This window comes from Citrobacter sp. wls613 (assembly GCF_005281195.1).
In the GTDB taxonomy this organism is placed as follows: domain Bacteria; phylum Pseudomonadota; class Gammaproteobacteria; order Enterobacterales; family Enterobacteriaceae; genus Citrobacter; species Citrobacter gillenii.
In genome coordinates this window covers 169,567-191,548 of record NZ_SZXN01000069.1, presented here as the reverse complement: position 1 = coordinate 191,548, position 21,982 = coordinate 169,567, and the positions used below count along the sequence as shown (strand labels likewise).

Genomic DNA, 21,982 nt, shown 5'->3' with positions numbered 1-21,982 from the left:
ATCCTCCGTCATGCGTTTTGCTAAGCATGACGGAGGCACAGGCTTATCGCGAATTTATCACGAAAAATTGCAGATTAGGCGATTTTCACCAGCGTGCGGCCTTGCACCTGATTATTAATGATGGCGTCAGCAAGCTTCGGCGCGTCGGCGAGCGTAATTTCAGTTGCGGCCTGAGCGTAGAAAGATTCCGGCAGGTCAGTGACCAGACGTTGCCAGGCCTGAGCACGGCGCGCGGCTGGCGTCATAACGGAATCAACACCTTGTAGGCGCACATTGCGCAGAATGAACGGCATCACCGTGGTGGGCAGTGCAAAACCACCTGCCAGACCACAGGCAGCAACGCAGCCACCATAGTTCATCTGCGCGAGGACTTTTGCCAGTACTTTGTCGCCAACGGTATCAATGGCGCCAGCCCACAGCTGTTTTTCCAGCGGGCGAGTTTCAGCAAATTCATCACGACCGAGGATTCGGTTGGCGCCCAGACTACGCAGATAGTCGTGCGTGCTTTCGCGACCCGATACCGCTGCAACCTGATACCCCAGCTTGTGCAGTAACGCAACGGCAGTGCTACCCACGCCGCCGCTGGCACCGGTGACAACAATCTCACCGTCTTGCGGGCGAATACCGGCATCTTCAAGCGCCATCACGCACAGCATGGCGGTAAAACCGGCAGTGCCGATGATCATCGCGTTGCGGCTACTCAGTCCATTTGGTAGCGCAACCAGCCAGTCACCTTTTACACGAGCCCGTTCGGACAGTCCGCCCCAATGGTTTTCGCCCACGCCCCAACCGGTCAGCAACACCTCCTGACCAGCGTGAAAACGGGGATCTTCACTGTAGCGAACGGTACCGGCGAAATCGATACCAGGAATCATCGGAAAATTACGGATAATTTTTCCCTTGCCGGTGATGGCCAGGGCATCTTTATAGTTCAGGCTCGACCAGTGAACATCCACCGTCACATCGCCTTCCGGTAGCTGATTTTCGTCGAGGGGTTGAACGGATGCGAGGGTTTTACCGTCCTGCTGTTCTAAGATCAAAGCCTGCATAACCTGTCCTCAATTCATATAGTGGATTGGAAAATGAATGATGAAGACTATACTCGTTAATCAAAACATGATGCCGATTCTGCGCAATAAATTGCCAGATATACCTGATTTGGTAGTATGCCCACACTATTTATGTAAATTGACGGATTTCGCGTTCATTTTTGCATTTTCGTGTCGCTTTTCCATTTTCATGCCTAATTCATAACTGTCGGAGTTAACACAAGGATGCGATTAACGACGAAATTTTCAGCTTTTGTGACTTTGCTCACAGGGTTAACGATCTTCGTGACGCTGATCGGCTGCTCGCTGAGTTTCTACAATGCGATCCAATATAAGTTCACTAGTCGTGTCCATGCCGTCGCGACGGCGATCGACACGCACCTGGTCTCTAAAGATTTTGTCACCTTAACGCCGCAAATAGACGAGCTGATGGTGTCGGTTGATATCGTTCGCGTTGAGCTGCTGCAGGGGGAAAGCAAGGTTTATAGCCATTCCCGCACCAGCAGTTATCGCCCGGCGGGAACAAACAATCTGTACCGTGAGATCACCGTCCCTTTGCTCAAGCATCCGGGGATGTCGCTGCGCCTGGTGTATCAGGATCCGATGGGCAATTATTTCCATTCGCTGATGACCACCGCACCGCTCACGCTGTCGATTGGTTTTATTATCCTGATGTTATTTTTGTCGGTGCGCTGGCTACAGCGCCAGCTTTCCGGGCAGGAACTGTTGGAGATTCGTTCCACGCGGATCCTTAACGGTGAACGTGGGCCGAACGTGCGGGGAACCGTGTATGAATGGCCAGCGCGCACCAGCAGTGCGCTCGATATGCTGCTCACCGAAATTCAAAGCGCTCGCGAGCAGCGCAGCAGGCTGGATACGCTTATCCGATCGTATGTGGCGCAGGATACAAAAACCGGACTCAGCAATCGTCTGTTTTTTGACAATCAGCTGGCGACGCTGCTGGAAGATCAGGAGAAAGTGGGCGCCCACGGCGTGGTAATGATGGTGCGTTTGCCGGACTTTACGCTTTTGCGCGACAGTTGGGGGGGGGATCTTGCGGAAGAACAAATCTCGGCGCTGGTCAATTTATTATCGACCTTTATTGCGCGTTATCCTGGGGCGCTGTTGGCGCGCTACCACCGTAGCGATTTTGCCATCCTGCTGCCGCACCGCACCTTGAAAGAGGCGGAAAGCATCGCTGGGCAGTTATTAAAAGCGGTCGATGCCCTTCCGACTAATAAAAAAATTGATCGTGCCGATATGATTCATATTGGCATTTGCGTCTGTCGCAGCGGCCAGTCCGCTGAACAGGTGATGGAGCACGCTGAAGCGGCAACCCGGAACTCGGTATTACAGGGTGGGAACAGTTGGTCAGTTTATGATGACTCGCTGCCGGAAAAAGGTCGGGGTAATGTACGCTGGCGCACGCTCATTGAGCAGATGCTCAGTCGGGGCGGTCCAAGGCTCTATCAGAAACCCGCGGTCACCCATGAAGGACGAGTACACCATCGGGAATTAATGTGCCGCATTTTTGATGGCAGTGAAGAGGTTATCTCGGCGGAATATATGCCGATGGTGCTGCAATTTGGCCTGGCGGAAGAATATGACCGTTTGCAGATTAGCCGTCTGATCTTGTTATTGGGATATTGGCCGCAGGAAAGTCTGGCGATCCAGACGACGGTTGAGTCACTTATTCGACCGCGTTTTCAGCGTTGGCTGCGTGATACCTTGATGCAGTGCGAAAAATCGCTGCGAAAACGCATAATTATTGAACTTGCTGAGGCAGATGTTTGTCAACACATCAGCCGGTTACAGCCCGTTATTCGTTTGATGGATGCGCTGGGTGTCCGCATTGCCGTGACGCAGGCGGGGTTGACGCTGGTGAGTACCAGTTGGATTAAAGAACTCAATGTCGAGCTCTTGAAGCTTCATCCCAGTCTGGTGAGAAACATTGATAAACGTACGGAGAACCAGCTGTTGGTTCAGAGCCTGGTGGAGGCCTGCTCAGGCACGCCAACGCAGGTATATGCCACTGGCGTTCGTTCGCGTAGTGAGTGGCGTACGCTGACAGAACGTGGAGTCGCGGGTGGGCAAGGGGATTTTTTTGCCGCATCACAGCCACTTGACACAAACGTGAAAAAATATTCGCAAAGATACTCGGTTTAACCTGCCGTTTAATTTGTTTTCACGTAGAATAACGCGCGTTGTGCCTTCTGGGGGTGTGCTTGTCTGCTCGCCAGAATGTAACAGCAAACATGCAGGTGAATGACCTTTGACAGGTTGCAAACAAAAGCGAGGAGTGCTGCTGATTTTTTCAGCCCTGATGGACTCAGGCCGGTTTTGTAACAAAGGAAACGAACTGCACTAATTTTCACCGTAGCAGATGATTTTTCCGCCTTGTCGCTGCTGCGTGTGGTTGGTAAAGTAAGCGGATTTTGTTTTCCGCCCCAGCTTTCAGGATTATCCCTTAGTATGTTGAAAAAATTTCGTGGCATGTTTTCCAATGACCTGTCCATTGACCTGGGTACCGCGAATACCCTTATTTATGTAAAAGGACAAGGCATCGTATTGAATGAGCCTTCTGTTGTGGCCATTCGACAGGATCGTGCCGGTTCGCCGAAAAGCGTGGCAGCAGTAGGTCATGATGCGAAGCAGATGCTGGGTCGTACGCCGGGCAACATTGCTGCAATTCGCCCAATGAAAGACGGCGTTATCGCTGACTTCTTCGTGACTGAAAAAATGCTTCAGCACTTTATCAAACAAGTGCACAGCAACAGCTTTATGCGCCCAAGCCCGCGCGTGCTGGTGTGTGTTCCGGTTGGCGCAACTCAGGTTGAACGTCGTGCCATTCGTGAGTCTGCTCAGGGTGCCGGTGCGCGTGAAGTATTCCTGATTGAAGAGCCGATGGCGGCAGCGATCGGTGCAGGTCTGCCTGTTTCCGAAGCAACCGGTTCTATGGTTGTGGATATCGGTGGTGGTACCACTGAAGTTGCCGTTATCTCCCTGAACGGCGTCGTTTACTCCTCCTCCGTACGTATCGGTGGTGACCGTTTCGATGAAGCCATCATTAATTATGTGCGTCGTAACTATGGTTCCCTGATCGGCGAAGCGACCGCTGAACGTATCAAACACGAAATCGGATCGGCTTATCCGGGCGACGAAGTGCTTGAGATCGAAGTTCGCGGCCGTAACCTGGCTGAAGGCGTTCCACGTGGCTTTACCCTGAACTCTAACGAGATTCTGGAAGCGCTGCAGGAACCGCTGACCGGTATCGTCAGCGCGGTCATGGTTGCCCTGGAACAATGTCCGCCAGAACTGGCGTCTGACATCTCCGAGCGCGGTATGGTGTTAACCGGCGGTGGTGCACTGCTGCGTAACCTTGACCGTCTGTTAATGGAAGAGACCGGTATTCCAGTCGTTGTTGCTGAAGATCCGCTGACCTGTGTGGCGCGCGGCGGCGGCAAGGCGCTGGAAATGATCGATATGCACGGCGGCGACCTGTTCAGCGAAGAGTAATCGGATACCGGCAGGGTTAACATCCGATTGCCCTGCCGAATCTGATACGAGAATACGCAAACTTATGAAGCCAATTTTTAGCCGTGGCCCGTCGCTACAGATTCGCCTTATTCTGGCGGTGCTGGTGGCGCTCGGCGTTATTATTGCCGACAGCCGCCTGGGTATGTTTAGTCAAATCCGAACATACATGGATACCGCCGTCAGTCCTTTCTACTTTATTTCTAATGGTCCCCGTGAATTACTCGATGGCGTGTCGCAAACGCTGGCCTCGCGTGACCAACTTGAACTTGAAAACCGGGCGCTGCGTCAGGAACTGCTGCTGAAAAACAGTGAACTGCTGATGCTGGGGCAATATAAACAGGAGAACGCGCGCTTGCGCGAGCTGCTGGGATCGCCGCTGCGCCAGGATGAACAAAAGATGGTGACTCAGGTCATCTCAACGGTTAATGACCCTTACAGCGATCAGGTAGTTATCGACAAGGGTAGCGTGAACGGTGTCTATGAAGGGCAGCCGGTCATCAGCGACAAAGGCGTTGTGGGCCAGGTTGTTGCCGTGGCGAAACTGACCAGTCGCGTGCTGCTGATTTGTGATGCCACCCATGCGCTGCCAATCCAGGTATTGCGTAACGATATCCGCGTGATTGCTGCCGGTAACGGTTGTACGGACGATCTGCAACTCGAGCATCTGCCGGCTAATACCGACATTCGCGTTGGCGACGTGCTGGTAACCTCCGGTCTGGGCGGCCGCTTCCCTGAAGGCTATCCGGTTGCCGTGGTCTCTTCCGTTAAACTGGACACTCAGCGTGCTTACACCGTGATTCAGGCGCGTCCGACGGCAGGGTTACAGCGTCTGCGTTATCTGCTGCTGTTGTGGGGTGCGGATCGTAATGGTGCCAATCCGATGACGCCGGAAGAAGTGCATCGCGTAGCCAATGAGCGTCTGATGCAAATGATGCCGCAGGTTCTGCCTGCACCGGACGCGATGGGCCCGCCTGCGCCCGTTCCTGCACCAGCGACTGGCGTGACGCCGACGCCAGCAACGACAACGCCGCCAGCACCTTCTCCGCGTAAGCCGGGAGGGCAGTAAGTGGCAAGCTATCGTAGTCAGGGGCGTTGGGTTATTTGGCTCTCGTTCCTTATCGCACTTTTACTGCAAGTCATGCCCTGGCCGGACGACATTCTTGTTTACCGGCCAAACTGGGTGCTGCTCATCTTGTTGTATTGGATCCTGGCACTGCCGCATCGCGTAAATGTGGGCACAGGATTTGTGGTGGGTGCCATACTGGATCTCATTAGCGGCTCCACACTTGGCGTGCGGGCTTTGTCGATGAGTATCATTGCCTACCTGGTTGCGCTGAAATTCCAGCTATTCCGTAACCTGGCGCTCTGGCAACAGGCGTTGGTGGTTATGTTGTTATCACTGGTCGTGGACATTATTGTTTTCTGGGCCGAGTTTTTAGTGATCAACGTCTCTTTCAGACCTGAAGTGTTCTGGAGTAGTGTAGTAAATGGTGTGCTTTGGCCATGGCTATTTTTACTGATGCGTAAAGTCCGCCAGCAGTTTGCGGTGCAATAAGGTTGATATGAATACTCTGTATCTGGCTTCAGGTTCCCCACGCCGTCAGGAATTATTGACCCAACTTGGCGTCACCTTTGAACGGCTGGTTCCAGGGATTGAGGAACAGCGTCATCCGCAAGAGAGCGCGCAGCAGTATGTTGTTCGCCTGGCGCGTGAGAAGGCTCAGGCTGGTGTTGCGCTGGCTGCGCGAGATTTACCGGTGCTGGGGGCTGATACCATTGTCATCCTGAATGGCGAAGTGCTGGAAAAACCGCACGACGCCGCGCATGCGGCCGCAATGCTGCATAAGCTGTCAGGCAAAACACATCAGGTGATGACGGCGGTGGCATTAGCCGATCGTCAGCACAGTCTGGACTGCCTGGTGGTTACGGACGTCACGTTCAGAGCACTAACAGATGAGGACATCGCGGGCTATGTTGCCAGCGGTGAACCGATGGATAAAGCAGGTGCATACGGTATTCAAGGGTTGGGTGGTTGTTTTGTCAGGAAGATAAATGGCAGCTATCACGCCGTGGTCGGCTTACCGCTGGTAGAAACGTATGAGTTGCTGAGCAATTTTAACGCACTGCGTGAAAAAAGGGATAAACATGACGGCTGAATTGTTGGTAAACGTAACGCCCTCGGAAACACGCGTGGCGTACATTGATGGCGGTATTCTGCAGGAAATTCATATTGAACGTGAGGCGCGACGCGGAATCGTAGGCAATATCTACAAAGGTCGTGTAAGTCGTGTACTTCCGGGTATGCAGGCGGCTTTTGTAGATATTGGGCTGGATAAAGCCGCTTTTCTTCACGCTTCAGACATCATGCCGCACACCGAATGCGTGGCGGGTGAAGAACAGAAGCAGTTCACCGTGCGCGACATTTCCGAACTGGTTCGTCAGGGCCAGGACCTGATGGTACAGGTGGTCAAAGATCCGCTGGGCACCAAGGGCGCTCGCCTGACGACAGACATCACGCTGCCTTCCCGTTACCTGGTCTTTATGCCTGGTGCTTCGCACGTTGGGGTTTCCCAGCGTATCGAAAGCGAAACCGAGCGTGAACGCCTGAAAAAAGTGGTGGCGGATTACTGCGATGAGCAGGGTGGATTTATTATTCGCACGGCTGCAGAAGGCGTGTGCGAGGACGATCTGGCCTCAGATGCGGCGTATCTCAAGCGTGTCTGGACCAAAGTCATGGAGCGCAAAAAGCGCCCGCAAACCCGTTACCAGATGTACGGCGAGCTGGCGCTGGCGCAGCGCGTGTTGCGTGATTTTGCTGATGCTCAGCTCGACAGGATCCGGGTGGACTCCCGTCTGACCTACGAAGCGTTACTGGAGTTTACAGCAGAATACATCCCTGAGATGACCAGCAAGCTGGAACATTACAGTGGACGACAGCCCATTTTCGATCTCTTTGATGTGGAAAATGAAATTCAGCGTGCGCTGGAACGCAAGGTTGAGCTGAAATCCGGTGGCTATTTGATTATCGATCAAACCGAAGCCATGACCACCGTGGATATCAATACCGGTGCGTTCGTTGGGCATCGTAATCTCGATGACACCATCTTTAATACCAATATTGAAGCTACGCAGGCGATTGCGCGTCAGCTGCGTCTGCGTAACCTGGGCGGCATTATCATTATCGATTTTATCGACATGAGTAATGAAGATCACCGCCGCCGGGTGCTGCACTCTCTGGAGCAGGCGCTGAGTAAAGATCGCGTTAAAACCAGCATTAACGGCTTTTCACAGCTGGGGCTGGTGGAGATGACGCGTAAGCGCACGCGTGAAAGCGTGGAGCATGTGCTATGCAACGAGTGCCCGACCTGCCACGGACGCGGTACGGTCAAAACGGTCGAAACCGTATGCTATGAAATTATGCGGGAGATCGTGCGTGTCCATCATGCTTACGACTCCGATCGTTTCCTGGTCTATGCTTCTCCGGCCGTGGCGGAAGCCCTGAAAGGTGAAGAGTCACACGCGCTGGCGGAAGTGGAAATTTTTGTCGGTAAGCAGGTTAAAGTACAAATCGAACCGCTCTATAACCAGGAGCAGTTCGACGTCGTTATGATGTAGTTAACCACCTGATGGCGATACCTTGTAGGCCGGATAAGGCGTTCACGCCGCCATCCGGCAAAACGATTTTGTGAGTCACATTTTTTGGCAGACAAGGAGAGATGCGTGAGGCGATTGCCGGGGATTTTACTGCTCACTGGAGCCGCGCTCGTCGTCATCGCAGCGCTACTGGTCAGTGGCCTGCGCCTTGCGTTGCCGCATCTCGATAGCTGGCGGCCTGCGATCCTCAGTAAAATTGAGTCGGCCACCGGTATGACCGTTTCTGCCAGCCAGCTCTCCGCCAACTGGCAGAATTTTGGCCCCACCCTTGAAGCCCGCGATATCCACACTCAGCTTAGCGACGGCGGCGAATTCTCGGTCAAACGCGTCACGCTGGCGCTGGATGTCTGGCAAAGCTTGCTGCACATGCGCTGGCAGTTTCGCGACCTCACCTTCTGGCAACTGCATTTACGCACTAATACGCCTATCCAGCGCAGCAACAATGACGATGGAGTCGAACCCGGCCGCGTTAGCGATCTGTTTTTACGCCAGTTCGATCACTTCGATCTCCGCGACAGCCAAATCAGTTTCTTGACCCTCTCTGGTCAGCGTGCAGAACTGGCGATCCCGCAGCTTACCTGGCTGAACGGAAAAAACAGACACCGCGCCGAAGGCCAGGTCAGCCTCTCCAGCCTGACCGGGCAGCACGGTATCATGCAGGTACGGATGGATCTGCGTGATGACGAAGGGCTGCTGAACAATGGTCGGGTCTGGCTACAGGCCGATGACATCGACGTCAAACCGTGGCTGGGGAAATGGATGCAGGATAACGTCGCGCTGCAAACGGCACGCTTTAGCCTGGAAGGGTGGATGACGCTCAGCAAAGGCGAAATTTCCAGTGGCGATGTCTGGCTGAAGAAAGGCGGGGCAAGCTGGAAAGGTGACAACAACACGCACACGCTGTCCGTTGATAACCTGACCGCGCATATTAGCCGCGAGCAGCCCGGCTGGGTGTTCGCGATCCCGGATACGCGCATTACGATGGATAACAAGCCCTGGCCGAGTGGTGCGCTCACCCTGGCCTGGATCCCCGAGCAGGAAGTGGGGGGCGAGAATAACAAACGCAGCGATGAGCTGCGCATTCGAGCTAGTAACCTCGAGCTGGCAGGCCTGGAAGGACTTCGCCCCATGGCGGCAAAGCTCTCTCCGGCGTTAGGTGACATCTGGCGGGCCACGCAGCCGAGCGGCAAGATAGATACGCTGGCGCTGGATATCCCATTACAGGCGACAGAAAAAACGCGCTTCCAGTCCTCGTGGACCGATCTGGCCTGGAAGCAGTGGAAGCTGTTACCGGGCGCCGAGCATTTCTCCGGTACGCTTGCCGGTAGCGTAGAAAATGGTGCGCTCACCGTTTCGATGAAGCAGGCGAAAATGCCGTATGAAACCGTCTTCCGCGCGCCGCTGGAAATTGAAGACGGGGTGGCGACGCTAAGCTGGCTGAAGAATGACAAAGGTTTTCAGCTGGATGGGCGAAATATTGATGTTAAAGCGAAAGCCGTCCATGCGCGCGGCGGCTTTCGCTATCTGCAGCCGACAGGTGATGAGCCGTGGCTGGGCATTCTGGCGGGTATCAGCACCGACGACGGTTCTCAGGCCTGGCGTTATTTCCCGGAAAACCTGATGGGTAAAGACCTGGTCGACTACCTGAGCGGTGCGATTCAGGGCGGTGAGGCGGATAACGCCACGTTGGTGTACGGCGGCAACCCGCGTCTTTTCCCGTATCCACATAACGAAGGTCAGTTTCAGGTACTGGTGCCGCTGCGCAATGCTAAGTTTGCTTTCCAGCCTGACTGGCCAGCGCTTACCAATCTCAACATTGAGCTGAACTTCATGAATAACGGTCTGTGGATGAAGACCGACGGCGTCAATTTAGGTGGGGTGAGAGCCAGCAACCTGACAGCTGATATTCCCGACTACGCGAAAGAAAAGCTGCTAATCGATGCCGACATTAATGGTCCGGGCAAGGCAGTTGGACCGTATTTTGATGAGACGCCGTTGAAGGATTCACTGGGCGCCACGCTGGAGCAGCTCCAGATTGACGGCGATGTGAATGCTCGCTTACATCTGGATATCCCCTTTGATGGCTCGCTGGTGACGGCCAAAGGTGATGTTAACCTGCGTAATAACAGCCTGTTTATTAAGCCACTCGACAGTACATTAAAGAACCTGAACGGCAAATTTAGCTTTATCAACGGCTCACTTCAAAGCGAGCCGATGACGGCCAACTGGTTTAATCAGCCGCTGAACGTCGACTTTTCCACCACCGAGGGTGCTAAAGCCTATCAGGTTGCGGTAAACCTGAACGGGGACTGGCAGCCAACCCGCATGGGTATCCTGCCAACGCAGGTGAACGAGGCCTTAGGCGGCAGCGTAGCGTGGAATGGCAAAGTGGGTATCGATCTTCCGTACCATGCCGGGGCGACCTACAGCATTGAGCTTAAAGGCGACCTGAAGAATGTAAGCAGTCACTTACCTGCGCCGCTGAATAAAGCGGCCGGCGAGTCTCTGCCATTAAACGTGAAGGCCGACGGCAACCTGCGCAGCTTCGATTTGACGGGCAACGCGGGGCCTAAAAATCACTTTAACAGCCACTGGCTGTTGAATCAGAAACTGACCCTTGATCGTGCTATCTGGGCTTCTGAAAGCCGCACTGTGCCTGACCTGCCCGAGCAGCAAGGTATTGAGCTCAATTTGCCGCCAATGGATGGTGCGCAATGGTTGGCACTGTTTAACAAAGGCGCGGCGGACAGCGTGGGCACCAATGCGGACTTCCCGCCGCGTATAACCGTGCGCACGCCGTCGCTATCGTTGGGCGGTCAGCAGTGGAATAATCTCAGTATTGTATCTGAGCCTTCACTGAACGGCAGTAAAGTGCAGGCGCAGGGGCGTGAGATCAACGCGACGTTGGCGATGCGCAATAACGCACCGTGGCTGGCAAACGTGAAGTATCTCTATTACAACCCGAGCGCCGCGAAACCCGCACCGAACGCCACTCCGGCCTCACCGTTTTCCACGATCAATAACGTCAGCTTCCGTGGCTGGCCGGACGTTCAACTGCGCTGCGAAGAGTGCTGGATGTGGGGGCAGAAATACGGGCGCATTGATGCTGACGTCGCGATTAAGGGTGATACGTTGACCCTGGATAACGGACTGCTGGATACGGGCTTTGCCAGACTGACCCTCGACGGTGAATGGGTTAACGTGCCGGGTAATGTGCGTACGTCGCTTAAAGGAAAACTGAACGGTAATAAAATTGATTCAGCGGCCGGTTTCTTTGGTGTATCGACCCCGATCCGCAACTCCTCATTCAACGTCGAGTACGATTTGCACTGGCGTAACCCGCCCTGGGATCCGGATGAAGCGTCGCTGAATGGTATTTTGCGGACCCGTCTGGGCAAAGGTGAGATTACTGAACTCAGCACCGGGCATGCGGGGCAGTTGCTGCGCCTACTGAGCTTTGATGCGTTGCTGCGTAAACTGCGTTTCGATTTTAGCGATACGTTTAACGAAGGCTTTTATTTTGACTCCATTCGCAGTACGGCGTGGATAAAAGATGGCGTGATGCATACCGACGATACGCTGGTGGATGGTCTGGAAGCCGATATCGCCATGAAAGGCTCGGTCAATCTGGTGCGCCGTGAGCTGAATATGGAAGCCGTGGTCGCGCCGGAAATTTCTGCTACCGTGGGGGTTGCCGCCGCATTTGCCGTTAACCCGATTGTCGGCGCGGCGGTGTTTGCCGCCAGTAAAGTTCTGGGGCCGCTGTGGAGCAAAGTCTCGATTCTGCGCTATCGCATTACTGGTCCGGTCGATAAACCGCAGATTAACGAAGTTCTGCGCCAGCCGCGTAAAGAAAGCCAGCAATGATTTGACGGGGGCGAGTAATTGCCCCAATCTCAGTAAATATGATCTTCTTACCGCTGTTTTACGGCGGCAACTAATGAGTAGCAAAACGATGAGTCTGAACCTGGTAAGTGAACAATTGCTAGCGGCGAATGGCCTGAAACATCAGGACCTGTTTGCCATTCTGGGCCAACTGGCCGAACGCCGTCTTGATTACGGCGATCTCTATTTTCAGTCGAGCTATCACGAATCCTGGGTTTTAGAAGACCGCATCATTAAAGATGGTTCTTACAATATCGATCAGGGCGTTGGTGTGCGTGCCATCAGCGGCGAAAAAACCGGGTTTGCCTATGCGGACCAGATAAGTCTGCTGGCGCTGGAGCAAAGTGCTCTTGCTGCCCGTACTATTGTGCGCGACAACGGTGATGGCAAAGTGAAAACGCTGGGTGCAGTAGAGCATCAGGCGCTTTATACCTCACTTGATCCGTTGCAGAGCATGAGCCGTGAAGAGAAGCTGGATATTCTGCGTCGCGTTGATAAGGTCGCGCGTGCCGCCGACAAACGTGTGCAGGAAGTGACCGCTAGCTTGACCGGCGTTTATGAGCTGATTCTGGTTGCGGCGACTGACGGTACGTTGGCGGCTGATGTTCGTCCTCTGGTGCGCCTGTCCGTTAGCGTGCAGGTTGAAGATGACGGTAAGCGTGAACGTGGTGCTAGCGGCGGTGGTGGTCGTTTTGGCTATGACTATTTCCTCGCCTCCCTTGACGGCGAAGTCCGTGCCGATGCATGGGCGAAAGAAGCCGTGCGCATGGCGCTGGTGAATCTCTCCGCGGTAGCCGCGCCAGCAGGCGCACTGCCGGTCGTGCTGGGTGCAGGCTGGCCGGGCGTGCTGCTGCACGAAGCGGTCGGTCATGGCCTTGAAGGTGACTTCAATCGTCGTGGGACATCAGTCTTTAGCGGCCACATGGGTGAGCTGGTGGCATCTGAGCTGTGCACCATCGTGGATGACGGCACGATGGCGGATCGCCGTGGTTCAGTGGCTATTGATGATGAAGGTACGCCTGGCCAGTACAATGTCCTGATTGAAAACGGTATTCTGAAAGGCTATATGCAGGACAAGCTGAACGCGCGTCTGATGGGTGTAGCGCCGACCGGTAACGGACGTCGTGAATCTTACGCACATTTGCCAATGCCGCGCATGACCAATACCTATATGCTGCCGGGTAAATCTACGCCGCAGGAAATTATTGAGTCCGTTGAATACGGTATTTATGCTCCGAACTTCGGCGGCGGTCAGGTGGACATCACGTCCGGGAAGTTTGTGTTCTCAACGTCTGAAGCGTATCTGATTGAAAACGGTAAAGTGACCAAGCCGGTGAAAGGTGCGACGCTGATCGGCTCCGGCATCGAAGCGATGCAGCAGGTTTCGATGGTGGGTAATGACCTGAAACTGGATAACGGCGTCGGCGTTTGCGGAAAAGAAGGGCAGAGTCTGCCAGTGGGCGTGGGTCAGCCGACGTTGAAGGTAGATAGCCTTACCGTAGGCGGTACCGCGTAACTGTACATGCCGGATGGCAACGCTTCGCGTTTTATCCGGCCTACATATCTGCACCGACCGTAGGCCCGGTAAGCGAAGCGCCACCGGGCATTTTTATTTATCTTTACCCCTGCCGTACATCCCCTGAAACAACTGCGCCACATCGACAAAATAATCTGTGAGAGAGTTAATCACGACCTGCACCTTGAGCGGCAGCTTGTCTTTTTCCGTATACAGCGCGTAAACCGGACGCGGATCTGACTGGTAGCGGGGCAGCAGGATCTCCAATTCACCACGATTGATCTCATTGATCACCCACATCAGTGGGACATAGGCAATCCCCGCGCCTGCGGCCAGCCAACGCACCAGCGTCATGGGATCGTTGGTTACGAAGCGTCCCTGCGGGATCAGTCGGGTTGAAATCCCTTCCGGGGCAATAAGCTCAAATTCATTATCTGGACGCACGCTGTATTCCAGCCACGAATGGTTGCTGAGATCGGCGGGCTTTTCCGGGATGCCAAACTGGGCGAGATAGCTTTTAGCGGCACAGACCACCATTGGCATCGTCCCCAGACGACGTGAAAAAAGACTGGAGTCCTGGAGAGCGCCCACACGGATAACCACGTCCAGACCGTCAGCAATTAAGTCCGGGGCCGGGATGCCGGTGACCAGATTGACCGCCAGTCCAGGGTACTCTTTCAGCATTTTCGCGGTCAGTCCGGCGAGGACATTTTGTGCCATGGTTGAAGAACAGCCGATCCGCAGTGTACCGATCGGCGTGTTGTTAAACGCATAGAGCTGCTCATGAACGTCCTGCACTTCGTGCAGCATGCGACGGCACCCCTGATAATAAATTTTTCCGGCCTCGGTCAACCCAATGCTGCGTGTACTGCGGTTTAGCAGCTTAACCTGCAGTTCATCTTCCAGTTTTGATACCGTCTGGCTTATTGATGAAACGCTCATTTGCAGTTGTCTGGCAGCGGCGGTGAAGGAGCCAAACTCGACGACTTTGGCGAACACCGACATACGTTTTAATCGTTCCATTGTTCACTCTAGCTTAAAAGTGATTTAGATCACATAATATAGATAACAGCATAACAGTTACGTTAATATATTATTATTCAAATAACAGCTATGTCGCTCTCGCCTGGCTCATCCTTGCCCTTCTCTGCGGTGACATACGCTCAATAAACGATCACCTGCACTCTCTTAAGCTACCAAGGTCAACATGAGTCTGTTTCCCGTTATCGTGGTGTTTGGTCTTTCCTTCCCACCGATTTTTTTCGAGTTACTTTTGTCACTGGCGATTTTCTGGCTGGTGCGCCGGGTGCTGGTTCCAACTGGCATCTATGATTTTGTCTGGCATCCGGCCCTGTTTAACACCGCGCTGTATTGCTGTCTGTTCTATCTAATAACGCGCCTGTTCGTTTGAGGTTGAAGTGAAAACACTAACAAGAAAACTCTCCCGTACGGCCATGACTCTCGTACTGGTCATTCTGGCTTTTATCGCTATTTTCCGCGCATGGGTCTATTACACCGAGTCGCCGTGGACGCGTGATGCGCGTTTTAGTGCCGAGGTTGTTGCTATCGCCCCGGACGTCGCGGGCCTGATTACTCACGTTAACGTGCATGATAACCAGCTGGTGAAAAAGGATCAGGTCCTGTTCACCATCGACCAACCGCGCTATAAAAAAGCCCTCGAACAAGCCGAAGCGGACGTCGCCTATTATCAAGTCCTGGCGCAGGAAAAACGCCAGGAAGCGGGGCGTCGTAACCGTCTTGGCGTTCAGGCCATGTCCCGCGAAGAGATTGACCAGTCGAATAACGTGCTGCAAACCGTATTACATCAGCTGGCGAAGGCGCAGGCGACCCGTGATCTGGCAAAACTCGATCTTGAACGTACGGTTATCCGTGCGCCAGCCGACGGCTGGGTGACGAACCTTAACGTCTATTCCGGTGAGTTTATTACCCGTGGTTCGACGGCGGTGGCGCTGGTCAAACAGCACTCTTTCTACGTGCTGGCGTATATGGAAGAGACCAAGCTGGAAGGTGTGCGTCCGGGTTACCGCGCTGAAATTACGCCGCTTGGCAGCAACAAGGTTTTGAAAGGTACCGTTGATAGCGTGGCGGCGGGCGTGACGAATGCCAGCAGTACGCAGGATGCGAAAGGCATGGCGACCATTGACTCCAACCTTGAATGGGTGCGACTGGCTCAGCGTGTGCCAGTACGCGTCCGTCTTGATGACCAGCAGGGAACGCTGTGGCCAGCTGGGACCACGGCGACGGTGGTCATTACCGGGAAGCAGGATCGCGATGCCAGCCAGGAGTCCTTCTTCCGTAAAATGGCGCACCGTCTGCGCGAGTTTGGTTAATTGCGATGGGCATTTTCTCCATTGCCAATCAGCATATCCGCTTTGCGTTAAAACTGGCATGCGCCATTGTGCTGGCGCTGTTCGTTGGCTTTCATTTTCAGCTTGAGACCCCGCGCTGGGCGGTGTTGACCGCAGCGATTGTGGCAGCAGGCCCCGCTTTTGCGGCGGGCGGAGAACCTTATTCGGGTGCGATCCGCTATCGTGGGATGCTGCGTATTATCGGGACGTTTATCGGCTGTATTGCGGCACTGGTAATTATCATCAGCATGATCCGTGCGCCGCTGCTGATGATCCTTGTGTGCTGTGTCTGGGCCGGTTTTTGTACCTGGATCTCTTCGCTGGTGAAGATAGAGAACTCCTATGCCTGGGGGCTTTCGGGTTATACGGCGCTGATTATCGTCATTACTATCCAGGCTGAGCCTCTGCTGACACCGCAATTTGCCCTCGAGCGCTGCAGCGAGATTGTGATCGGTATTGTCTGCGCAATTGTTGCTGATCTGCTCTTTTCTCCCCGCTCGGTGAAACAAGAAATTGACGTTGAACTGGACAGCCTTCTGGTGGCGCAGTATCGACTTATGCAACTGTGTATTAAGCATGGTGACAGCGAAGAAGTGGACAAAGCCTGGGGCGATTTAGTTCGTCGGACTGCGGCGCTGGAAGGCATGCGCAGTAACCTGAATATGGAGTCCTCACGCTGGGGGCGCGCCAACCGCAGGCTCAAAGCGCTGAACACGCTGTCACTGACGTTGATTACCCAATCCTGTGAAACCTATCTTATCCAGAACACGCGGCCGGAACTGATTACGGATACCTTCCGTGAACTGTTCGATACGCCGGTAGAAACCGTGCAGGATGTGCATAAACAACTGAAGCGCATGCGCCGGGTGATGGTCTGGACCGGCGAGCGCGAAACGCCGGTGACCCTTTATAGTTGGGCCAGTGCGGCAACCCGTTACTTGCTGCTGAAACGTGGGGTGGTTAGCAACACGAAAATCAGCGCTACGGAAGAAGAGATCCTGCAGGGCGAGCCGGTGGTGAAAGTGGAATCCGCCGAACGCCACCATGCGATGGTCAACTTCTGGCGCACCACGCTGTCCTGCGTGCTGGGCACCTTGTTCTGGCTGTGGACTGGCTGGACGTCAGGTAGCGGCGCAATGGTGATGATTGCGGTGGTGACCTCACTGGCGATGCGTTTACCCAACCCGCGGATGGTGGCAATCGACTTTATTTACGGCACGCTGGCGGCGTTACCGCTGGGTGCGCTCTACTTTCTGGTTATCATCCCCAATACGCAGCAAAGTATGTTGTTACTGTGCCTGAGCCTGGCAGTGCTGGGGTTCTTTCTGGGCATCGAGGTTCAGAAGCGACGTCTGGGCTCAATGGGCGCGCTGGCCAGTACCATTAACATCATCGTGCTGGATAACCCGATGACCTTCCACTTTAGTCAGTTCCTCGACAGTGCGCTTGGGCAGATTGTCGGATGCGTGTTGGCGTTTCTGGTGATCTTACTGGTGCGTGATAACTCGCGTGACAGAACTGGTCGCGTGCTGCTTAATCAGTTCGTGTCGGCGGCGGTTTCAGCGATGACCACCAATGTGGTTCGCCGCAAAGAAAACCATCTCCCGGCGCTTTACCAGCAGCTCTTTTTGCTGATGAACAAATTCCCCGGTGACCTGGCGAAGTTTCGTCTGGCGCTGACGATGATCATCGCACACCAGCGTCTGCGCGATGCACCAGTACCGGTAAACGAGGATTTATCCGCCTTTCACCGTCAGCTACGACGTACTGCCGATCACATCATATCCGCAGGGAACGACGACAAACGCCGACGCTACTTTAGCCAATTGCTGGAGGAGCTTGATGTCTATCAGGAGAAGTTAACCCTCTGGCAAGCGCCGCCTCAGGTGACGGAACCGGTCAAACGACTTACCGGCATGCTCCACAAATACCAGCATGCACTGACCAGCAGTTAAGACTGGTAAACCGACGCCAGAAGCGTCGGTTTTTTTATGGCTATACTTACCTGATGTGCGGGAATCCCTGCATAGAGAGAGCCTGTAGAGCGACTGGCGTTGGGATGGTAGCTATAGATGAACATCTATACATTTGATTTTGACAAGATTGAAGAACAGGGTGATTTCTACCGCGAGTTTACGCGGGCATTCGGCCTTGCTCGGGAAAAGGTAAGCGATCTCGATTCGCTGTGGGAGGTGGTGATGGGCGACGTTCTACCTCTGCCGCTGGAGATTGAGTTTGTCCATTTACCGGACAAACAACGCCGACGCTACGGAGCGCTGATTTTGCTGTTTGATGAAGCAGAAGAAGAGCTGGAAGGGCAATTACGCTTTAACGTCCGTCATTCAATGTAAGGCATAAAAAAGCCCCCGACAGGCGGGGGCAAGTCGTCTCGGACCAGACGACGAGGGTTTATTTGTACAGTTCAGCGGTTGCATGCCAATGCGCGCCTTCACGCAGTTCGGTCACGCGGTAGCTGCTGGCGCCTGCTTTTTCAGCTTTGGCGACGATTTCCTGACGCATATCCATCGGTGAGCTGCCAATCTGAGAAACAGAGATGGTACCCATGGATTGCAAATTCTGTGCTTCTTGTGTGTTCACCTGATTAACCGCCGCACTGGCGCCAAAAGAGAGAACGGAAAGAAGGCTTAAGGTTGCAACAGTCGTTTTGATTTTCATGATATTTACCTCGTCGAATTCTTTTATTGGGGTCTTCGTTTCGTGACCCTTATCACAAAATCAAGTATACACTAATCACTCGATAAATTAATACCACGCTAATGGTTTCTGCTGTAATTAAGTGTTAAGAAATGTGGTTTTAATAACTTATTGGAATTAAAAACGCATAATTGAACTCATTATTTTAAAAAAATACAGTAAATTCATGGTGATAGTTAATTTCGCAATTTGTGCGTTTATAATTCGACGTATTCACTGTGTGAATGTTTTTGGATAGTGAAACGCACTATTTGTTAAATGGCAGGCAGAGGAAAAGAGTGGTCAGGAGTCAGAAAGAAAGATTTTTCCCCGCCACGCGATGCGACGGGGAGGGGATCACAGCTCTTGTTCGAACAGTTCCAGAATAGCTTCGTACAGATCTTTTACCGAGAACCCCATCGCCGGAGTGGTGAAGATAGTATCGTCGCCCGCAATAGTGCCGAGGATACCTTCTGCTTTACCCAGTGAATCCAGCATACGTGCGATCAACTGTGCGGCGCCTGGGCTGGTATGAATGACCACCACGGCATCGTTGTAATCAATGTCCAGCACCAGATTTTTCAGTGGGCTGGAGGTTGTCGGTACCCCCAACTCTGCCGGAAGGCAGTACACCATTTCCATTTTGGCATTGCGGGTACGCACGGCGCCAAACTTGGTCAGCATGCGTGAAACCTTGGACTGGTTGATATTATCAAAGCCCTGATCCTGCAATGCGAGGACGATTTCGCCCTGAGAGCTGAATTTCTCTTCCTTGAGAAGCGCTTTAAACGCCTTTACTAATTCTTCTTGTTTTGCCGAGCTTCGCATAAGTCACCCGTAATATGGCGGTAGAAACAACATTATTGTGCATACAGATGAATTTTTATGCAAACGGTCTGCCTCATTCAAGGCTGAAATAATGTTATGAAAGAGCGGAATTTTATCAAATTTCGTTATCAAGAAACATGCCTATGTCACGGCATGCAAATAAGCTTAAAAGTAAATCAATTGTTATCAAATTGATGTTGTTTTGGGAGGGCAGTTAGGTATATTGTCAGCACCTGTTGGAAAGTTGCTCTACTGTGCGAGTCGTATTGAATTACGTAACTTAGCTTTTAATTTACGTAAGTTAAATGCATAAAAGCCAAATTTGCGTAACTACGCATTCTTGACGCGTGGTTGTTGTGTTCATCGGATTTGTGAATTATGGTCGCCGCCGCGGAGCAACAGACACTTTGCTTATCAATATAATAAGGAGTTTAGGATGAAAGTTGCAGTCCTCGGCGCTGCTGGTGGAATCGGTCAGGCGCTAGCATTACTGTTAAAAACCCAACTGCCTTCAGGTTCAGAACTCTCCCTGTACGACATCGCTCCAGTAACGCCTGGTGTGGCCGTTGATTTGAGCCATATCCCTACTGCTGTGAAAATCAAAGGTTTCAGCGGCGAAGATGCGACCCCGGCACTGGAAGGTGCTGACGTGGTACTGATCTCAGCAGGCGTCGCGCGTAAACCGGGTATGGACCGTTCCGACCTGTTTAACGTCAACGCAGGTATCGTGAAGAATCTGGTTCAGCAGGTTGCGACCACCTGCCCGAAAGCATGCATCGGTATCATCACTAACCCGGTGAACACCACCGTTGCAATCGCTGCAGAAGTGCTGAAAAAAGCAGGCGTTTACGACAAGAACAAACTGTTTGGCGTGACCACGCTGGACATCATCCGCTCCAACACCTTTGTGGCGGAACTGAAAGGCAAGCAGCCGACCGACGTTGAAGTTCCGGTTATCGGCGGACACTCTGGCGTGACTATTCTGCCACTGCTGTCACAGATCCCTGGCGTAAGCTTCACCGAGCAAGAAGCTGCTGAGCTGACCAAACGTATCCAGAATGCGGGTACTGAAGTCGTCGAGGCTAAAGCCGGTGGCGGTTCCGCAACCCTGTCTATGGGCCAGGCCGCAGCACGTTTCGGTCTGTCGCTGGTTCGCGCACTGAACGGCGAAAAAGGCGTGGTGGAATGTGCATACGTTGAAGGTGACGGCCAGTACGCTCGCTTCTTCTCTCAGCCGCTGCTGCTGGGCAAAAACGGCGTAGAAGAGCGTCAGTCTATCGGCAAGCTGAGCGCGTTTGAACAGAGCTCGCTGGAAGGCATGCTGGACACGCTGAAGAAAGATATCACCCTGGGCGAAGAGTTCGTTAAGTAACGCGACAAGGGGCCGGATGCAAATACCTTATCCGGCCTACGGTCAGCGTGTATTTGTAGGCCTGATAAGCGTAGCGCCATCAGGCATTACGTGCTAAGTCCCTACGATATCGCCTAATAAAAACCGGAGCTAATTCAAATTGCTCCGGTTTTTTATGGTTATGGTAAGTGGGAGGCGTGATGTTAATTGGTGGCCGGGTATTCCTGAATGGTGACCTGCAACGTTAACTGTTTATCATCACGCATCACGACGACGGAGATCACTGAGCCTGGGCGAATTTCCGCTACCTGATCCATGGTCTCCAGCGCAGAGACGGCCGGTTTATTATTGACCGAGATAATCAGATCGTTAACCTGAATGCCTGCTTGTGCCGCCGGGCCATCCGGGGAGACTTCGTTAACCACAATCCCCTGAATTTGATCCATTCCGCCGCCCTGCGCGTGCAGTGGCGCAATCTCGCGACCGCTAATCCCGATATACCCGCGAATGACGCGACCATCACGAATCAGCTTATCCATAATCTTGGTTGCTAACTGGAACGGAATAGCAAAGCCGATCCCTTCCGGCGTTTCGCCATCGTTGCTCTTATCAAACGACAGGGTGTTAATGCCCATCAGCTCACCCAGCGAGTTGACCAGCGCACCGCCGGAGTTGCCGTGGTTGATAGAGGCGTCTGTTTGCAGAAAGTTTTGCCGTCCCGTGGGGTTCAGGCCAATACGACCGGTGGCGCTGATGATCCCCTGAGTAATGGTTTGCCCGAGGTTGTACGGGTTCCCGATAGCAAGAACGACGTCGCCAATGTGCGGTATCCGTTTGTTGTTGATAGGGATTGTGGGCAGCCCACCAGAGGCGTTGATTTTCAGCACCGCCAGGTCAGTCAGGGTATCGGAGCCGACCAGCAGCGCTTCAAACACGCGTCCATCCTGCAGAGCGACGATGATTTGGTCGGCATCATTAATCACGTGTTTGTTGGTGATGATATAGCCGCGCTGATCCATGATAACGCCGGAGCCGAGCGTGCGGATCTCGAGCTGGTTGTGCGTCGTGCTGTTCATACTGCGGTTATACACGTTAACAA

Annotated in this window: 19 protein-coding genes; 13 read left to right on the top strand and 6 right to left on the bottom strand. The window is 53.4% G+C overall.

The window, feature by feature from the left end:
• Positions 1-74 precede the first annotated feature (74 nt).
• A complete protein-coding gene (locus FDX01_RS17625) occupies positions 75-1,049 on the bottom strand; it encodes an MDR family oxidoreductase (protein ID WP_137400211.1) in 975 nt (324 codons plus the stop codon).
• Between the two features lie 225 nt (positions 1,050-1,274).
• On the opposite strand from FDX01_RS17625, the gene csrD reads away from it, so the two are divergent.
• Complete coding sequence (csrD, locus tag FDX01_RS17620; RefSeq protein ID WP_117342753.1) at positions 1,275-3,215, top strand: RNase E specificity factor CsrD; 1,941 nt, start codon at positions 1,275-1,277, stop codon at positions 3,213-3,215.
• A gap of 8 nt (positions 3,216-3,223) precedes the next feature.
• Here the strand turns inward: csrD and FDX01_RS23110 are convergent, their stop codons facing one another.
• Positions 3,224-3,544, bottom strand: coding sequence for a hypothetical protein (locus tag FDX01_RS23110; protein ID WP_153880057.1), 321 nt, complete (start codon positions 3,542-3,544; stop codon positions 3,224-3,226).
• Here FDX01_RS23110 and mreB point away from each other — a divergent pair.
• The 7 genes from mreB to tldD all read left to right on the top strand — a co-directional run bounded on the left by mreB (position 3,522) and on the right by tldD (position 13,641).
• Positions 3,522-4,565 (top strand): rod shape-determining protein MreB, encoded by a 1,044-nt coding sequence (gene mreB, locus FDX01_RS17615; protein WP_034498906.1) that lies wholly within the window; start codon positions 3,522-3,524, stop codon positions 4,563-4,565. The genes FDX01_RS23110 and mreB overlap by 23 nt on opposite strands.
• Before the next feature lie 64 nt (positions 4,566-4,629).
• On the top strand, positions 4,630-5,652 hold the full coding sequence (gene mreC / locus FDX01_RS17610; RefSeq protein ID WP_096755467.1) for a rod shape-determining protein MreC: 1,023 nt from the start codon (positions 4,630-4,632) through the stop codon (positions 5,650-5,652).
• Positions 5,653-6,141, top strand: a complete 489-nt coding sequence (gene mreD, locus FDX01_RS17605) for a rod shape-determining protein MreD (RefSeq protein ID WP_103928680.1) — start codon at positions 5,653-5,655, stop codon at positions 6,139-6,141.
• A 7-nt stretch (positions 6,142-6,148) separates the two neighbouring features.
• Positions 6,149-6,742 carry a nucleoside triphosphate pyrophosphatase gene (locus FDX01_RS17600; protein ID WP_115257357.1) on the top strand — a complete coding sequence of 198 codons (594 nt, stop codon included), beginning with the start codon at positions 6,149-6,151 and terminating at the stop codon, positions 6,740-6,742.
• The gene (gene rng, locus FDX01_RS17595) at positions 6,732-8,201 is read left to right on the top strand and encodes a ribonuclease G (RefSeq protein ID WP_096755470.1); all 1,470 of its coding nucleotides are present in this window, start codon (positions 6,732-6,734) and stop codon (positions 8,199-8,201) included. The genes FDX01_RS17600 and rng overlap by 11 nt, the downstream gene beginning before the upstream one ends.
• A 105-nt stretch (positions 8,202-8,306) precedes the next feature.
• Complete coding sequence (gene yhdP, locus FDX01_RS17590) at positions 8,307-12,107, top strand: AsmA2 domain-containing protein YhdP (protein ID WP_137400210.1); 3,801 nt, start codon at positions 8,307-8,309, stop codon at positions 12,105-12,107.
• An 88-nt stretch (positions 12,108-12,195) separates the two neighbouring features.
• Complete coding sequence (gene tldD, locus FDX01_RS17585; RefSeq protein WP_096759323.1) at positions 12,196-13,641, top strand: metalloprotease TldD; 1,446 nt, start codon at positions 12,196-12,198, stop codon at positions 13,639-13,641.
• Positions 13,642-13,734: 93 nt separating this feature from the next.
• Here the strand turns inward: tldD and aaeR are convergent, their stop codons facing one another.
• The gene (aaeR, locus tag FDX01_RS17580) at positions 13,735-14,664 is read right to left on the bottom strand and encodes an HTH-type transcriptional activator AaeR (protein WP_117342751.1); all 930 of its coding nucleotides are present in this window, start codon (positions 14,662-14,664) and stop codon (positions 13,735-13,737) included.
• Positions 14,665-14,848: 184 nt separating this feature from the next.
• Here aaeR and aaeX point away from each other — a divergent pair, with 184 nt between their 5' ends.
• The 4 genes from aaeX (at position 14,849) to FDX01_RS17560 (ending at position 18,361) form a co-directional block, all read left to right on the top strand.
• On the top strand, positions 14,849-15,052 hold the full coding sequence (gene aaeX / locus FDX01_RS17575; protein ID WP_003025177.1) for a p-hydroxybenzoic acid efflux pump operon protein AaeX: 204 nt from the start codon (positions 14,849-14,851) through the stop codon (positions 15,050-15,052).
• A gap of 7 nt (positions 15,053-15,059) precedes the next feature.
• Positions 15,060-15,992 carry a p-hydroxybenzoic acid efflux pump subunit AaeA gene (gene aaeA, locus FDX01_RS17570; RefSeq protein ID WP_096755473.1) on the top strand — a complete coding sequence of 311 codons (933 nt, stop codon included), beginning with the start codon at positions 15,060-15,062 and terminating at the stop codon, positions 15,990-15,992.
• Positions 15,993-15,997: 5 nt separating this feature from the next.
• On the top strand, positions 15,998-17,965 hold the full coding sequence (gene aaeB / locus FDX01_RS17565) for a p-hydroxybenzoic acid efflux pump subunit AaeB (protein ID WP_096755474.1): 1,968 nt from the start codon (positions 15,998-16,000) through the stop codon (positions 17,963-17,965).
• 117 nt (positions 17,966-18,082) lie between these two features.
• Positions 18,083-18,361, top strand: a complete 279-nt coding sequence (locus FDX01_RS17560; protein WP_137400209.1) for a hypothetical protein — start codon at positions 18,083-18,085, stop codon at positions 18,359-18,361.
• Positions 18,362-18,419: 58 nt separating this feature from the next.
• On the opposite strand, the gene yhcN-B is transcribed toward FDX01_RS17560, so the two are convergent.
• Complete coding sequence (gene yhcN-B / locus FDX01_RS17555; protein ID WP_096755476.1) at positions 18,420-18,686, bottom strand: DUF1471 family stress response protein YhcN-B; 267 nt, start codon at positions 18,684-18,686, stop codon at positions 18,420-18,422.
• A 375-nt stretch (positions 18,687-19,061) separates the two neighbouring features.
• Positions 19,062-19,532 carry a transcriptional regulator ArgR gene (argR, locus tag FDX01_RS17550; protein WP_115257360.1) on the bottom strand — a complete coding sequence of 157 codons (471 nt, stop codon included), beginning with the start codon at positions 19,530-19,532 and terminating at the stop codon, positions 19,062-19,064.
• 436 nt (positions 19,533-19,968) lie between these two features.
• Here argR and mdh point away from each other — a divergent pair, with 436 nt between their 5' ends.
• Positions 19,969-20,904 (top strand): malate dehydrogenase, encoded by a 936-nt coding sequence (gene mdh / locus FDX01_RS17540; RefSeq protein ID WP_115257361.1) that lies wholly within the window; start codon positions 19,969-19,971, stop codon positions 20,902-20,904.
• A 182-nt stretch (positions 20,905-21,086) separates the two neighbouring features.
• Here mdh and degS read toward each other — a convergent pair.
• Positions 21,087-21,982, bottom strand: an 896-nt coding sequence (gene degS, locus FDX01_RS17535; protein WP_249358881.1) for an outer membrane-stress sensor serine endopeptidase DegS, incomplete at its 5' end; no start/stop codon positions are given.